The organism is Streptomyces sp. NPDC000878 (genome assembly GCF_053599695.1).
The window spans coordinates 58,667-74,250 of the sequence record NZ_JBSFMT010000054.1 but is presented as its reverse complement, the minus strand read 5'-3'; the positions used below and the strand labels follow the sequence as shown (position 1 = coordinate 74,250).

Here is a 15,584-nt window from a genome sequence, read left to right as displayed (position 1 = left end):
GACGAGATCGGCATGGGCGACAACATCTGGCTCGGCGACCGCGACGCCGTCCGCACGCCGATGCAGTGGACCCCGGACAGGAACGCCGGCTTCTCCTCCTGCGACCCCGGCCGCCTGTTCCTGCCCACGATCATGGACCCGGTCTACGGCTACCAGGTCACCAACGTCGAAGCCTCCATGTCCTCCCCGTCCTCGCTCCTCCACTGGACCCGACGCATGATCGAGATCCGGAAACAGAACCCCGCGTTCGGACTGGGCTCCTACACCGAACTGCCCTCCTCCAACCCGGCCGTGATCGCCTTCCTGCGCGAACACAAGGACGACCTCGTCCTGTGCGTCCACAACTTCTCCCGCTTCGCCCAGCCGACCGAACTCGACCTCCAGGCCTTCAACGGCTCGAACCCCGTCGAGCTGATCGGCGGAGTCCGCTTCCCCGCCATCGGTGAACTCCCCTACCTGCTCACCCTCGCAGGACACGGCTTCTACTGGTTCCGGCTCAGCCGAGTCACCCCGCGCACTGGCCGACGACGTTGAGTGTGTGCCCGCGAAAGGACGCGTCACCATGCCGAAGACCGCATCTCTTCGCCCGAGCAGGACGGACCTCGCCCGGCCGCTGACCTCGCTCGGTGGGCTGCTGCGCGAGTGGCTGCCCCAGCAGCGCTGGTTCGCGGGCAAGGACCGGCCCGTCACGGACCTGGGTCTGCTGTCGATGACCGAGCTGTTCCCGGGCTGCTTCCACCTGCTCGTCCGCACCGGCCACACGCCCGTCCCCACCCCCGGCGGCACTCCCCCGCCCGGCGACTGCTACCAGCTGCTCCTCGGCGTACGGGACCGTATGTCGCCGCGCCTTCGCCGGGCCCTCATCGGCCGCGCCGAGGAAGGGCCCTTGGCGGGGCTGATGGTCTACGACGCCCTCCATGACCCGCGGGCGGCGGAACTGCTCCTGGAGCGTCTCCGGCACCCCGGTACGGCCGGCCCCCTGCGCTTCGAGGCCGACCCCGGTGTCACCGTGCCCGCCGGACTCGCCCCGCGGCTCCTCGACGTCGAGCAGTCCAACTCCTCGCTCGTGTACGGCGACTCGTTCATCCTGAAGGTGCTCAGACGCGTCCAGCCGGGTGTCCACCCCGACCTGGAGGTGCCCGCCGCCCTCGCCCGGCAGGGCTGCGCCCGGGTACCCGCCCCGGCCGCCTGGTTCCGGACCGACCTGCCGCAGGACGCGACCCTCGGGGTGCTCCAACCGTTCCTGCCCGGCGCCTCCGACGGCTGGACCCTGGCCCTGCGCGCCCTCGCCTCGGGACGCCCGTTCACCGACGAGGCCCACGAGCTGGGCCGCGCCACCGCCGACATACACCTGGCCCTCGCGACCGCCTTCCCCGGCGACACCCGCAGCGCGCGGCACGACACGCGTACGGCGGCGGCCATGGCCGAGCGTCTCGACACCGCCGTACGCCATGTACCGGCGCTGCGGCCGTACGCCCGGGGGCTGCGGGCCGCCTTCGACACGCCCGCCGGGTTCGACGCCGGTCCGGCCGCGCAGCGCGTCCACGGTGATCTGCACCTCGGACAGGTGCTGTGCACCGGCGGTCCCGGCGGGGACTGGTTCGTGATCGACTTCGAGGGCGAGCCGTCCAGCCCCCTCTCCGAACGCCGCAGCGCCCAGTCACCGGTGCGGGACATCGCCGGGATGCTGCGCTCCTTCGACTACGCCGCCCGTACGCGCCTGCCGTGGCGCCCCGAGTGGGCGCTGCGCTGCCGGGACGCCTACTGCGCGGGCTACGCGGCCCGGGCCGGGTGGGACCCGCGCCGTATCCCCGGTCTGCTGCGCGCGTACGAGACCGACCGGGCCGTGTACGAGGTCGTCTACGAGGCCCGGCACCGCCCCGACTGGCTCCCCGTCCCCATGGCGGCGATCGAGCGACTCGCCGTCCGAGGAGGCTGACCGCTGTGGCCCTGCACGACTCCGCCCTCCCCGACCCGTCCTCCCTGGGCAGACCCGATGCCCTCTGGGACCCGGGCGAGCGGCAGCGCCTGCTCTCCGGCACCCATCACGACCCGCACGCACTGCTCGGCGCGCATCCCGTGCCGGGCGGCGGGGCCGTCTTCCGTGCCCTGCGCCCGCACGCGCTCGGCGTGAGTGTGGTCATGGACGGGCTGGTCAGCACGCTCGACGACGACGGTGACGGGTTCTTCAGTGCCCTGCTCCCTCTCGATCGGCCCTCCGCCGGGATTCCCGACTACACGCTGCTGGTGTCGTACGAGGGCGGTGAGTCGAAGGCCGAGGATCCGTACCGTTTCCTGCCCGCCCTCGGTGAGCTGGATCTGCATCTCATCCGTGAGGGCCGGCACGAGGAGCTGTGGAAGGCGCTCGGTGCCGAGCCGATGGCCCACCAGGGCGTCACCGGCACCCGGTTCACCGTCTGGGCGCCCAACGCGCGCGGGGTCCGGGTGTGCGGGGACTTCAACTTCTGGGACGGCACGGCGTATCCGATGCGTTCCCTGGGTTCCTCCGGCGTGTGGGAGCTGTTCGTGCCCGGCGTCGGCGAGGGCGAGCGGTACAAGTTCGAAGTCGTGGCGCGGGACGGCGGCCGGGTCATGAAGGCCGACCCGATGGCCAGGCGTACCGAGGTGCCGCCCGCGACGGCGTCCGTCGTCACCGTCTCCCACTACGAGTGGGGCGACGAGGAATGGCTCGCGCGCCGGTCCGGCAGTGCCGTGCACGAGGAGCCGTTCTCCGTGTACGAGGTCCATCTGCCGTCCTGGCGGCCCGGGTTGACGTACCGTCAGCTCGCCGACGAACTCCCGGCGTACGTCCTGGACCTGGGCTTCACGCATGTGCAGCTCATGCCGGTCGCCGAGCATCCCTTCGGCGGGTCCTGGGGGTACCAGGTCACCTCCTACTACGCCCCGACCGCCCGACTGGGTTCCCCCGACGACTTCCGGTATCTGGTCGACGCGCTGCACCGGGCCGGTGTGGGCGTCCTCTTGGACTGGGTTCCGGCGCACTTCCCCAAGGACGAGTGGGCGTTGGCCAGGTTCGACGGGGAGCCCCTCTACGAGCCCGGCGACTCGCGGCGGGCCGAGCATCCGGACTGGGGGACCTACGAGTTCGACCTCGGGCGGACCGAGGTGCGGAACTTCCTGGTCGCCAACGCCGTGTACTGGTGCGAGGAGTTCCACCTCGACGGGCTGCGCGTCGACGCGGTCGCCTCGATGCTCTACCTCGACTACTCGCGCGACTCCGGGCAGTGGACGCCCAACGTGCACGGCGGCCGAGAGGACCTCGACGCGGTCGCCTTCCTCCAGGAGATGAACGCCACCGTGTACCGGCGGGTCCCGGGGGTCATGACGATCGCCGAGGAGTCCACCGCCTGGGGCGGGGTGACCCGGCCGACCGACAGCGGCGGGCTCGGCTTCGGGCTGAAGTGGAACATGGGCTGGATGCACGACTCGCTCGGCTATGTGGGACACGAGCCGGTGCATCGCAAGTACCACCACCACGAGATGACGTTCTCCATGGTGTACGCGTACAGCGAGAACTACGTCCTGCCCATCTCCCACGACGAAGTGGTCCACGGCAAGCTGTCGTTGGTGTCGAAGATGCCGGGCGACTGGTGGCAGCAACGGGCGAACCACCGCGCGTACCTCGGTTTCATGTGGGCCCACCCCGGCAAGCAACTCCTCTTCATGGGGCAGGAGTTCGCCCAGGGCTCGGAGTGGTCCGAGGCCGACGGGCCGGACTGGTGGCTGCTGGACACGGAGTACGCGGCCGAGCCCGACCACCGTGGCGTGCGCGATCTGGTCCGCGATCTCAACACCGTCTACCGGCGCACCCCCGCCCTCTGGCAGCTCGACACCGACCCCGCCGGTTTCCGGTGGGTGGCCGGGGACGCCGCTGAGGACAACGTCTTCGCGTTCCTGCGCCACGACGCGGCCGGGGCGCCCCTGTTGGCCGTCAGCAACTTCTCGCCCGTGGTCCGCCACGACTACCGTCTCGACGTGCCCGGTTCGGTGCCCGCCTGGGAGGAGGTCCTCAACACGGACGCGGCCCACTACGGGGGCAGCGATGTCCGCAACTCCGGGCCGGTGACACCCCGTTCGTCGAGTGTCCGGCTGACGCTGCCGCCGCTCGCCACGGTGTGGCTGGCGCCGGTGCGCGGGTGAGGAGACGCGCGGGCGAGTGCGGAAAACGTCTTCCGAAACCACTTCCGGAGCCTCTTCTGGAAAGCTACTTCACAGTTCCCGACAACAACGTCCGCCACCTGAGCTAGATTCGTTCACCGTCGATAACTCCACTCGTCGGCGTGGTCACAGTCAGTACGATCCAGGAGCAGCGCATGCGCGACTTCGCCCTCGCTCCCCCCACCACCGCACCTCTGACGGGCGGACTCGCCGACAGTGTCTTCGACACGGCGCTGCGGGAACCGGACCTGCCGCAGATCGCGCGTCGCCTCGACCCGGCCAAGCCGGACTGGACGCAGGTGACGGCCGCCGAACTGCGGGACGAGGTCGTCGACCTCGCCAAGGGGTTCATCGCCTCCGGTATCTCACCGGGCCACCGCGTGGCCATCATGGCCCGCACCCGTTACGAGTGGACGGTGCTCTGCTACGCCCTCTGGGCGGTGGGCGCCGAGGTCGTGCCGATCTACCCGACGTCCTCGCGCGACCAGGTCGCCTGGATCCTCTCGGACTCGCAGTGCAGCGCCGTCGTCGTCGAGGACGAACAGGGCCTGATGACCGTCGGCTCGGTGTGCACCTCACTGCCCCTGCTGCGCAACGTGTGGCAGCTGGACGACGGAGCCCTGTCCCAACTCGTGGAGCTGGGGCGGCCGGTGCCGATGGCCACGGTCGACTCCCTGCGCCGGATCGTGCTGCCGGACTCGGCCGCGGTCATCGCCTACACCTCCGGCACGACCGGGCATCCCCGCGGCTGCGCCCTGAGCCACCGCAATCTGGCCAGCCCCTGCGACACCCTGCTCGCGGGCTGGCGGCAGACGGCGGCACCGCCCGGCCAGCAGCCCAGCGTCCTGGCCTTCCTGCCCTTCTCGCACGTGTACGGCCTGATGATCCAGGGCCTGTGTCTGCGCGGCGGCCTGCTGATGGGGCACGAGCCCGACCTGAGCGGGGAGGCGCTGTCGTCGGCGCTGCTCTCGTTCCGGCCGACGTACCTGTACGCGGTGCCGTCGGTGTTCGAGAAGATCTACAAGAACTTCCTGCGTGCCGCCCAGAAGGCCGGCCGGGGCGCCCTGTTCGAGCGGGCCGTCGGCACCGCGCGGGACTTCGCGACGGCTGTCGAACGCCAGCGGCTGGGCACCGGCTCGGGACCCGGATTCGACCTGCGGCTCCAACACGCCCTCTACGAACGGACGGTGTACCGCAAGCTCCGTGCCGCCCTCGGCGGGCGGGTGTGCGGCGCGGTCTCGGGCGGCTCGCCCCTCAACCGCGAACTGGCCCTCTTCTACGCGGGTATCGGCATCCTCGTCCACGACGGCTACGGCCTCACCGAGACCAGCGGCGGCATCACCGCGCAGCCCGTGGGCCGGGAGAAGTTCGGGACGGTCGGACAGGCGCTGCCCGGCTCGGAGATCCGGGTCGCGGACGACGGCGAGATCCTGGTCTACGGCACCTCCGTCTTCCAGGGGTACGTCAACGACGACGCCTCCACCCGGGCGGCGCTGTACGGCGGCTGGCTGGCCACCGGTGACATCGGGCGGCTGGACCAGGACGGGTATCTGACGATCACCGGGCGCAAGAAGGACATCATCATCACCAGCAGCGGCAAGAGTGTCGCGCCGGCCGCCCTGGAGCAGCGGCTGCGGGTGCATCCGCTGGTGCACCAGGCGGTGATCGTGGGCGACAACCGGCCCTGCGTGGGCGCCCTGATCACCCTCGACCCGGAGTTCCTGGCCCACTGGCGGGGTTCGCTCACCCTCCAGGAGGACGCCCCCGAACGGCAGGCGCGCGAGGAGAACGCCCTGCGGGAGGAGATCGGACGGGCCGTCGCCGCCGCCAACAGCACGGTGTCGCGCTCCGAGTCGATCCGGGTGTTCCGGGTCCTCGGAGAGCCCTTCGCCCTCAGCAACGGCCTGCTGACCCCCTCGATGAAGCTGCGCCGGGACGCGATCGTGCGGCACTACGCCGTCGAGATCGACGCGATGTACCAGGCCCGGGCGCCCATTCCCCGGCCGAACCCGGCGGCGGAGGAACTGGCACGCTGGGACGACGCCGACAACATGTTCCGCTGAGCGGACGGCGCGTACACAGGGCGGATGTTGGTTGACGGTACGGCGGGCGGGCCCGCAGAGTGATCTCCGTATCGGCCCTCCCGTACGGATTGGACCCTGTCGTGACCAGTACCGCCGCACCGTGGTCGCAGCCGCCCGTCAAGGTCGGGCTAGTCGGCGCCGGACCCTGGGCGCAGGGGGTGCACGCGCGCGTGCTGGCCGCCGGGCCCGAGACCGAGCTGGCCGGGGTCTGGGCGCGCCGCCCCGAGGCCGCCCAGGAGACGGCGGCTCCGTACGGGGCCCCGGTCGCCGCCCGGTTCGAGGAACTGCTCGACTCCTGCGAGGCGCTGGCGTTCGCCGTGCCGCCCGCCGTCCAGGCCGAGCTTGCCCTGCGTGCCGCGAAGGCGGGCAAGGCGGTGCTGCTGGAGAAGCCGATCGCCGAGGATCTCGGGGCGGCCCGGCGGCTGGTGGACGCGATCGACGAGGCCGGGGTCGTCTCCCAGGTCACCCTGACCAACCGCTACCACCCCGAGACCCGGCGGTTCCTGGCGGCGGCGGGCAAGGCCGACGTGTTCGGCGCGCGGGCGGCCTTTCTGAGCGGTGCCTTCCTGGGCGGCGCGTTCTCGACCCCCTGGCGGCTCGAACACGGCGCGCTGCTCGACCTGGGGCCGCACGCCCTCGATCTGCTCGACGCGGCCGTGGGGCGGATCGTCCGGGTGCGCGGGGCGGGGGATTCGCGCCGCTGGATCGAACTGACCTGTGAGCACGAGAACGGCGCGGTCAGCCAGGCCTCCCTGTCCGGTTCGGTGAACGTGTCGCCCGGCGTCTCCCGCATCGAACTCTTCGGTTCCGGCCCGGAGTTGGTGTTCGACAGTGACGCACTCGACCACGAGGAGAGCTGGCCGGTGCTGCGCCGCGAGTTCGCGACCGCCGTGCGCACCGGTGTCTCCGGCGGGCTGGACGCCCGTCGGGGCCTGCATCTGCAGACGCTGATCGCCCAGGTGTCGGACGGCTGAACACCTCCGGGCACCCCGGGGCACCCCCGAAACCCGACGTGACGTGGATCACGCCTTGCTGGGGAGTCGATGCGGAACAACAGGGCGAGGCCGACCGTTCTTGTCTACGTGGCTGCGGAGGGGACAGTGTCCCCGGGCCTCACCTAGAGCCCATGGGGAAGATCGTTCGGCTGAAGCCCCATGGAGCCTTTCGCCGAGAGGCGACCGCCCTCCGCGTGCCACCACCTACGGCCCTGGCTGGTCTCCCCCGTCCAGCCAGGGCCTTCTCATGTCGAAAAACGGTTCGTTCCCGCCGCCGAGGTGCCCGGCGCGTCCGCAACGGCTCAAATGGGGGTAGGGGAAGCATCCGGATCCGGGCAGTGCGCTGCCATGGCGGACGTCTTCCCTCCAGATCGCCGGCGAGGAGCCCTGCTCATGACCAAAGCGACAAAGCTGCTGACCGCCCTTCCCCCGCCCCGCCGTGAGCGGCTGCTGGCCCTCGCGACAGAGGTGTCCTTTCCCGAGGACCAGACGATCTTCGAGGCGGGCGGCACCGCCGACCGTTTCTGGGTCGTCCGCTCCGGCGCGGTCTCCCTGGTCCAGCAGGTGACGCCGGTGCAGCGGGTGACCGTGGCGAGCCTCGGCGCGGGCGATCTGCTCGGCTGGTCCTGGCTCTTCCCTCCCCACCAGTGGGACTTCGGCGCCGAGGCCTTCAGTCCCGTACGCGCGTACGAGTTCGACGCCGAGGCGGTACTCGAACTCTGCGAGGAGGAACCCGCCCTCGGGCTGCAACTGGTGCGGGTCATCGCCGAGATCCTCGCCCATCGGCTGGAGCTGACCCGGGGCAGGCTGATGGAGCACTTCGCCCTGCACAAGCGGGGGTCCGGGTAGGGAGTGCCGGGCCGGGTCTCAGACCCGGTAGCGGCGCAGCGCGGGCATCGCGGCCGTCAGGGCCAGGGTGACGGCGACGACCAGGAGTCCGCCGCCGGCGACGGCCGTGCGGGTGCCCAGGGCGGATGCCGTGGTGCCGTGCAGCAGGTCGGCCAAGCGGGGACCGCCCACGACGACCACCGTGAAGACACCCTGCATCCGGCCGCGCATCTCGTCGGTCGCCGCCGACAGCAGGATCGCCACCCGGAAGACGCTGGAGACCATGTCGGCGATCCCGGCGGCGACCAGGAACGCGACGGCCACCCACAGGCTGGTGCTCAGCCCGAAGCCCGTGATCGCCAGCCCCCAGGCGACGACCGCGCCGATCACCATCCAGCCGTGCCGGCGCGCCCGCGAGAACGTGCCGGAGAACAGCCCGCCGACCACCGCGCCCACGGGAATCGCCGCGAACATCAGGCCGAGGGCGAGTCCCTCCCCGTAGGGGGCGTACGTCTGGGCGGCCAGCTGGGGGAACAGGGCGCGGGGCATGCCGAAGACCATGGCGACGATGTCCGCGAGGAAGGACAGCAGGAGCACCTTGTGCAGGGCGATGTAGCGGAATCCGGCCACGACCTCCCGTGGGCCCGCCTTCCGGGAGGCCGCCGGCCCCGGCGGGAGCGCGGGCAGCCGTACGACGGACCACAGGGTGACGCACAGGGCGAGCGCGTCGATCAGATACAGCTCGGCGAGGCCGATGACGGGTATGAGGGTGCCGGCGAGCAGCGGGCCGGCGACCAGGCCGGTCTGCATGACGGTCGTGCCGAGGGCGTTGGCCGCGGCGAGTTCCTCTTCGGGGACCAGCTGGGCGACGACGGACTGCCGGGCCGGTGAGTTCAGGCCGAAGAAGGCCTGCTGGAGGGCGAGCAGGATCATCAGGGTCGCCACCGAGTCGAGGCCGACGAGGGCCTGGATCCAGAACAGCAGCGAGGTGACGGCGATACCGGTGTTGGTGATCAGCAGCAGCTTGCGGCGGTCCATGCTGTCGGCGACCGCGCCGCCCCACAGCGCGAACACGACCAGGGGCAGGAGTCCGGCGAGGCTGGCGTAGCCGACCCAGGCGGAGGAGCCGGTGATGTCGTAGATCTGCTTGGGCACGGCGACGGCGGTGAGCTGGCTGCCGACGGCGGTGACGGCGGTCGAGGACCACAGGCGGCGGTAGGCGGGGCGGCGCAGGGGGCGGGTGTCCATGGCCCAGCGGCGTCCGGCCGGGCGGAGCTCGTCCGTGGGCGCGGCCTGTTGAGGGTCCGAGTCACTGCCGGTGCTGCTGTTGCTGGGGTCCACGGGTGTCCTGGCTGCTAGTTACATCCAATCGGCTCAGCTTTCAATATCACAGGAGCCGCAGGAGCTGCCGGGGCCTTCCGCGGCGAGCGTCCGGGCAGCGCTGTCCAGCAGCATGTCGAGGGCCGTCGGATAGGCGCTGGCGACCATCCGGGCGGCCAGCAGCGGAGCCGCCTCGGCGATCCGGGGATGGGTGCTGCGGGGCAGCCGGGCGTAGGTCGAGCGCCACATGTCCTCGTCGGCAGTGAGGCTGGCACGCGGCAGGGCCAGGGAGGCGGCGTCGAGGGCGGCGAAGGCCAGCGTCTGGTCGATGAAGGCGTGGTAGATCCGTACCGTCTCCGGCAGCGGGAAGCCGGCCGTGCGCAGGACGTCGAGGATGGCCTCGTCGGCGGCCAGTTCGTTGGCCCGGCCCGTGACCCGGCTGGCGGTCAGGACGGCGGCCTGCGGATGGCCGACGTACACGGCGTGGATGCGCAGCCCGATGGCCCGCAGATCCGGCAGCCACTCCCCCGTGGGCCGCCAGCCGTGCAGCGCCTGGCCGATGAGGGCGTCGCCGATGGCGAGGGTCAGGTCGTCCATGCCGCGGAAGTAGCGGTAGAGGGTGCTGGGGTCGGCGTCCAGGGCGAGGCCGAGGCGGCGGGCGGTGAGGCCGGCGCTGCCGTGTTCGCGGAGCATGCGCAGGGCGGTGTCGACGATCAGCCGCTCGGACAGCACCGTGCCGCTTCTGGTGGGGCGGCGGCGCCGTCGTTTCTCCTCCGGTACCACCGGTTTCGGCACGGTCGCTCGCCTCCGTGGTCCGTTCGCGCGTTCTTATGCCAACGCCATTGACCTTAGACGACGGCAGGGCGTTGGATCGGCGGACAACGGCATCGGAACCGCTGTAACCATCAGATCCTTCGGAACCTTCGCAAACAGGGAGTTTTGCCATGCGTGTGCTGCTCGTGGGCGCCGGCGGTGTGGGGACCGCGATCACCCGGATCGCCGCCCGGCGCTCCTTCTTCGACCTGATGGTCGTGGCCGACTACGACCCGGCGCGGGCCGAGGCGGCGGTCGCGGCGGTCGGGGACGGGGACCGGTTCGTGGCGGAGCAGGTCGACGCGTCCGACGAGGGTGCGGTGGCGGAGCTGCTGGCCCGGCACAGGTGCGATGTGCTGCTCAACGCGACGGACCCGCGCTTCGTGATGCCGCTGTTCCGCGCGGCCCGCGCCGCCGGTGCCACCTATGTCGACATGGCGATGTCCCTGTCGCGTCCGCATACCGAGCGGCCGTACGAGGAGTGCGGGGTGAAGCTCGGCGACGAGCAGTTCGCGGCGGCGGACGAGTGGGCGAAGGCGGGCGCGCTGGCCCTCGTCGGCATGGGGGTGGAGCCAGGTATGTCCGATGTGTTCGCCCGGCACGCGGCCGACGAACTCTTCGACGAGATCGAGGAGATCGGCATCCGCGACGGGGCGAACCTCACCGTCGACGGTTACGACTTCGCGCCGTCCTTCAGCATCTGGACGACGATCGAGGAGTGCCTCAACCCGCCCGTCGTCTACGAGTCCGGCCGGGGCTGGTTCACCACGGAACCCTTCAGCGAGCCGGAGGTGTTCGACTTCCCCGAGGGCATCGGCCCGGTGGAGTGCGTGAACGTGGAGCACGAGGAGGTGCTGCTCGTGCCGCGCTGGATCGACGCGCGACGGGTCACCTTCAAGTACGGCCTGGGCGACGAGTTCATCCAGACCCTCAAGACACTGCACCTGCTGGGGCTGGACCGCACCGGCCCCGTGACCGTCCCGAGCGCCGCAGGGCCGGTCACCGTGTCGCCCCGGGACGTCGTCGCGGCCTGTCTGCCCGACCCGGCGACGCTGGGCGAGCGCATGCACGGCAAGACGTGCGCGGGTACGTGGGCCAAGGGCACGAAGGACGGGGCGCCGCGTGAGGTGTACCTGTACCACGTGGTCGACAACCAGTGGTCCATGGCGGAGTACGGCTCCCAGGCGGTGGTGTGGCAGACGGCCGTCAATCCGGTCGTCGCCCTGGAACTCGTCGCCACCGGCGCCTGGACGGGCTCGGGTGTCCTGGGCCCGGAGGCGTTCCCGGCCCGCCCCTTCCTGGACCTGCTGACGTCGTACGGCTCGCCGTGGGGCATGCGCGAGCAGTGAGGTGCCCTCCCCGGGCCGAAACCCGGGGAGGCAGGAGCCCTACGGCGCGGACGGCTTGCCCTTCGTGCCGATCCAGGTCAGGAACAGCTGGTCCAGGTCCTTGCCGGAGACACGCTCGGCGAGGGCGGTGAACTGTGCCGTCGTACCGTGACCGTTGCGGTGCTGGGCGGCCCAGGTGCGCAGGATCTTGAAGAACGCCGGGTCACCGACCGCCTTGCGGAGCTTGTGCAGCGCCATGGCGCCACGCTCGTAGACGGGGCTGCCGAAGATGTTCGCCCCGCTGCCCGGGTCGGCCGGCGGGAACGACCACAGGTCGTCGCTCGCGGCCTTGGCGTACAGGTCGTCGAAGGTCTTCTGGGCGCTCGGGCCGCCGTGCTGTTCCGCGTAGAGCCACTCCGTGTAGGTCGCGAAGCCCTCGTTGAGCCAGATGTCCTTCCAGCTGGTGAGGGTGACGGAGTCACCGAACCACTGGTGGGCGCTCTCGTGGACCAGGGTGCTCAGGTCGGGTGCCTGGTCGTACACGGGCCGGGTCTGCGTCTCCAGCGCGAAGCCGACCTGCGGGGCGCGGTCGACGATGGCTCCGGCGGCCTTGTACGGGTAGGGGCCGAAGAGTTTGGCCTCCCACTCCAGGACGGACGGCAGCTTCTTCAGCACGGGCGCGGCGGCGGTGGCCTCGCGCGGATCGACGGCGTTGTAGACCTTGATGCCGCCGCGGGTGGTGTACTGCTCGACCTTGAACCTGCCGACCGTGGCCGTGGCCAGGTAGGAGGCCATCGGCTCGGACTGGCGCCAGCGGAAGGTGCTCTTGCCGCCGGCGGTCTTCTGGCCCAGGAAGACACCGTTGGCGACGGCGGTGCGCCCCTGCGGGACGGTGATCGTGAAGTCGTACGAGGACTTGTCCTTGGGGTGGTTGTTGCCGGGGAACCAGCTCATGGAGCCCTGCGGCTCCCCGGCGACGAACACGCCGTCGTCGGTGGGGATCCAGCCGTCCTTCGAGCCGTCCGGGTCGATGACCGTCTTGGGGACGCCCGAGTAGGTGACGGCGACCTGGAAGGTCTGGTTCTTGTTCAACGCCCGGCGCGGGCTGACGATCAGTTCCTGACCGGAGCGCCGGAAACCCGCCTTGACGCGGTCGACGGTGAGGGCGGTGACCTTCAGATCGCTGAGGTCGAGGTTGAAGCGGGTCAGCTTCTGGGTGGCACGGACGGTGAGCACGGCCTTGCCGTCGAGACGGCGGCTGGTCGGGTCGTAGCGGAGGTTCAGGTCGTAGTGGCCGACGTGGTAACCACCGTTTCCGGACAGCGGGAAGTACGGGTCCCCGACACCTGAGGTGCCGGTCGTCGCGGCTCCCGCCGGTCCGGCGGCGGCCAGCAGGGCCGCGAGGGCGACGGGCACGGTCGCGACGACGGCGTCCCGGCGGAGGACTGCGGTGCGTGTGCCGGCGTACTTCCTGGGGGGTCTCACGCGAGCTCCTACGGTCTTGGGTCTGATCATCTTCAGGGTTTTCACCCTAGAGGTGCCACCGCGCGGGTTCCTCCTCCTTTTGGTCAAGTTGCGAGTCGTCGGGGCCGGCCACATCATTCTTTCGGCCCCCTCACTCCCCACCCGCCGACGGATCCGGCCGAGTTGCCGATGTCCGGGCGCGAACCCTAGGCCGTCGCCCGTGCCGCCGCCCGGCCCGCCGCGCGGCCCGAGAAGAGGCAGCCGCCGAGGAAGGTGCCCTCCAGGGCGTTGTAGCCGTGGACGCCACCGCCGCCGAAGCCCGCCACCTCGCCGGCCGCGTACAGCCCCTCGACGGGTTCGCCCGTCGCGCCCAGCGCGCGTGAGTCGAGGTCCGTCTGGATGCCGCCGAGGGTCTTGCGGGTGAGGGTGTGCAGTTTGACGCCGATGAGCGGGCCGGCCTCGGGGTCGAGGATGCGGTGCGGGGTGGCGGTGCGGCCGAGCCGGTCGCCGATGTAGCGGCGGGAGTTGCGGATGCCCTGGATCTGCGCGTCCTTGCTGAACGGGTTGGCGATCTGGAGGTCGCGGGCCTCGATCTGGCGGCGCACCTCGGCCACGTCGAGCAGCGGCTTCTCGGTCAGCCCGTTCATCTTGCCGATGAGTTGGTCGAGGGTGTCGGCGACCACGAAGTCCGCGCCGTGCTTCACGAAGTCGGCCACCGGGCCGGGGGCGCCCTTGCCGAGGATTCGCTCCTTGAGGAACGCCTTGCGGTTCTTGGCCGTGATGTCGGGGTTCTGCTCGGAGCCCGACAGCGCGAACTCCTTCTCGATGATCCGCTGGGTGAGGATGAACCAGGAGTGGTCGTGGTCGGCGATGTCCTTGGTGGTGCGCAGGTACTTGAGGGTGCCGAGGGTGTCGTACCCGGGCAGGCAGGGGTCCGGGAGGCGACGGCCGAGCGCGTCGAACCACATCGAGGACGGGCCGGGCAGGATGCGGATGCCGTGTCCTGGCCAGATCGGGTTCCAGTTCTGGATGCCCTCGGTGTAGTGCCACATGCGGTCCCGGTTGACCAGGCGGACGCCGGCCTCGGCGCTGATGTCGAGCATGCGTCCGTCGACGTAGGCGGGCACGCCGGTCACCATGTTGGCCGGTGCCGTGCCGAGCCGTTCGGGCCAGTACTGGCGCACGATGTCGTGGTTGGCGCCGATGCCTCCGGTGGTGACGATCACGGCCTGGGCGGTGAGTTCGAAGTCGCCGATCCGGTCGCGGTTGGACGCCACTCCGCGCGGTGAGGTGTCCTCGGCGAGGACCGTGCCGCGTACCCCGCGCACGGCGCCGTCCGTGACGACGAGTTCGTCGACCTGGTGACGGTGATAGAAGGTCAGCAGTCCCGCGCGGGAGGCTTGCTTGGCGCTGAGCACGAAGGGCTCCACGACACCCGTTCCGGTGCCCCACGAGACATGGAAGCGGGGTACGGAGTTGCCGTGCCCGTGGGCGCGCAGGTCGCCGCGTTCCGCCCAACCGACCGTCGGCAGGAACGAGATGCCGTGCCCGGCGAGCCAGGACCGTTTCTCCCCCGCCGCGAACTCGACGTAGGCGCGCGCCCATTTGACCGCCCAGGAGTCCTCGTCGTCGACGCGGTCGAACTGGGCGCTGCCCTGCCAGTCGCTCCAGGCGAGGTCGAAGGAGTCCTTGATGCCGACGCGCCGCTGTTCCGGCGAGTCGACGAGGAACAGCCCGCCGAAGGACCAGAAGGCCTGCCCGCCGAGGTTGGCGGCGTTCTCCTGGTCGACGAGCGCGACCCGTCGGCCCTTGCTGGTCAGCTCGTGTGCCGCGACCAGTCCGGCGAGGCCGGCTCCGACGACGATGACGTCCGCATCCATGGCGACCGTTCCCTTTCTCATCCGCCGCTGCGCGCGGCCGGGTTGTCGCTGCCGTGGGTGAGCAGTGCGGTGAGCAGCTGCTTGAGCCACGCGCGCGCGTGCTCGACGTCCTTGTCGAGCAGCAGTTGGGTCGTGACCCCGTCGTACGCGGCGATCACCGCGTGGGCGGCGCCCTCGGCGTCGCCGAGTACGGCGGGCAGTTCGGTGTGTCCGGTGGCCCGGGCGAGCCGGTCGGCGACGGCCCGGCGCAGCCGTTCGCGGTGTTCCAGGAGGGTCTGGGCGACGGCGGGGTCCCTGGCCGCGTGGACCAGGAAGTCGGTCTTGACCAGCAGCCAGTCCAGGTCGAGCAGCAGGACCTCGGTCACCCGGTCGACGGCGGCGGGCACGTCGAGGTCCGGGCCGTCCAGGGCGAGTGCGCCCGCGACCTGGTCGGCGATCAGGCCGGCGCGCTCGCCGTAGAGGGCGAAGAACAGCTCGTCGAGACTGTCGAAGTTGGAGTAGAAGGCGCCTCTGCTGTAGCCGGCGGCCTCGCAGACCTCCTCGATGGAGACCCGCCCGAAGCCCTTCGCGGCGAACACCGCGAACGCCGCCTCCAGCAGATTGGCCCGCGTGCGCACACGCCGCCTGGTCACCCGCCCGGTTGCTCCCTCGACCGCCATGTCCGGCCCTCCGTTCGATACGGGAATGTATCCG

12 protein-coding genes are annotated in these 15,584 nt (G+C 71.0%); 7 read left to right on the top strand and 5 right to left on the bottom strand.

The features are described 5' to 3' along the window. The 6 genes from ACWDR4_RS35105 to ACWDR4_RS35080 form a co-directional block, all read left to right on the top strand. Positions 1–534, top strand: a 534-nt coding sequence (locus tag ACWDR4_RS35105) for an alpha-glucosidase C-terminal domain-containing protein (protein ID WP_450414436.1), incomplete at its 5' end; no start/stop codon positions are given. A 28-nt stretch (positions 535–562) separates the two neighbouring features. After that, the gene (locus tag ACWDR4_RS35100; RefSeq protein ID WP_450414435.1) at positions 563–1,939 is read left to right on the top strand and encodes a maltokinase N-terminal cap-like domain-containing protein; all 1,377 of its coding nucleotides are present in this window, start codon (positions 563–565) and stop codon (positions 1,937–1,939) included. A gap of 5 nt (positions 1,940–1,944) precedes the next feature. Further along, positions 1,945–4,161, top strand: coding sequence for a 1,4-alpha-glucan branching enzyme (gene glgB / locus ACWDR4_RS35095; protein WP_450414434.1), 2,217 nt, complete (start codon positions 1,945–1,947; stop codon positions 4,159–4,161). A gap of 173 nt (positions 4,162–4,334) precedes the next feature. Then, the gene (locus ACWDR4_RS35090; RefSeq protein WP_450414441.1) at positions 4,335–6,242 is read left to right on the top strand and encodes an AMP-dependent synthetase/ligase; all 1,908 of its coding nucleotides are present in this window, start codon (positions 4,335–4,337) and stop codon (positions 6,240–6,242) included. A 101-nt stretch (positions 6,243–6,343) separates the two neighbouring features. Beyond that, the gene (locus tag ACWDR4_RS35085) at positions 6,344–7,237 is read left to right on the top strand and encodes a Gfo/Idh/MocA family protein (RefSeq protein WP_450414432.1); all 894 of its coding nucleotides are present in this window, start codon (positions 6,344–6,346) and stop codon (positions 7,235–7,237) included. A 414-nt stretch (positions 7,238–7,651) separates the two neighbouring features. Continuing rightward, positions 7,652–8,107 carry a cyclic nucleotide-binding domain-containing protein gene (locus tag ACWDR4_RS35080; RefSeq protein WP_450414431.1) on the top strand — a complete coding sequence of 152 codons (456 nt, stop codon included), beginning with the start codon at positions 7,652–7,654 and terminating at the stop codon, positions 8,105–8,107. Between the two features lie 18 nt (positions 8,108–8,125). On the opposite strand, the gene ACWDR4_RS35075 is transcribed toward ACWDR4_RS35080, so the two are convergent. Both ACWDR4_RS35075 and ACWDR4_RS35070 read right to left on the bottom strand, forming a co-directional pair. Then, complete coding sequence (locus tag ACWDR4_RS35075) at positions 8,126–9,427, bottom strand: MFS transporter (RefSeq protein ID WP_450414429.1); 1,302 nt, start codon at positions 9,425–9,427, stop codon at positions 8,126–8,128. A gap of 33 nt (positions 9,428–9,460) precedes the next feature. Beyond that, complete coding sequence (locus ACWDR4_RS35070) at positions 9,461–10,201, bottom strand: TetR/AcrR family transcriptional regulator (protein WP_450414428.1); 741 nt, start codon at positions 10,199–10,201, stop codon at positions 9,461–9,463. Positions 10,202–10,350: 149 nt separating this feature from the next. On the opposite strand from ACWDR4_RS35070, the gene ACWDR4_RS35065 reads away from it, so the two are divergent. Further along, a complete protein-coding gene (locus tag ACWDR4_RS35065) occupies positions 10,351–11,568 on the top strand; it encodes a saccharopine dehydrogenase family protein (protein ID WP_450414427.1) in 1,218 nt (405 codons plus the stop codon). A 39-nt stretch (positions 11,569–11,607) separates the two neighbouring features. On the opposite strand, the gene ACWDR4_RS35060 is transcribed toward ACWDR4_RS35065, so the two are convergent. The 3 genes from ACWDR4_RS35060 to ACWDR4_RS35050 form a co-directional block, all read right to left on the bottom strand. Beyond that, positions 11,608–13,032, bottom strand: coding sequence for a M1 family metallopeptidase (locus ACWDR4_RS35060; RefSeq protein WP_450414425.1), 1,425 nt, complete (start codon positions 13,030–13,032; stop codon positions 11,608–11,610). 185 nt (positions 13,033–13,217) lie between these two features. Continuing rightward, entirely contained in the window at positions 13,218–14,891 is a 1,674-nt protein-coding gene (locus ACWDR4_RS35055) for an FAD-binding dehydrogenase (RefSeq protein ID WP_450414423.1), read from the bottom strand. A 17-nt stretch (positions 14,892–14,908) separates the two neighbouring features. Further along, positions 14,909–15,550: a TetR/AcrR family transcriptional regulator gene (locus ACWDR4_RS35050; RefSeq protein ID WP_450414422.1), complete on the bottom strand. Its 642-nt coding sequence runs from the start codon at positions 15,548–15,550 to the stop codon at positions 14,909–14,911. Positions 15,551–15,584: the final 34 nt, after the last annotated feature.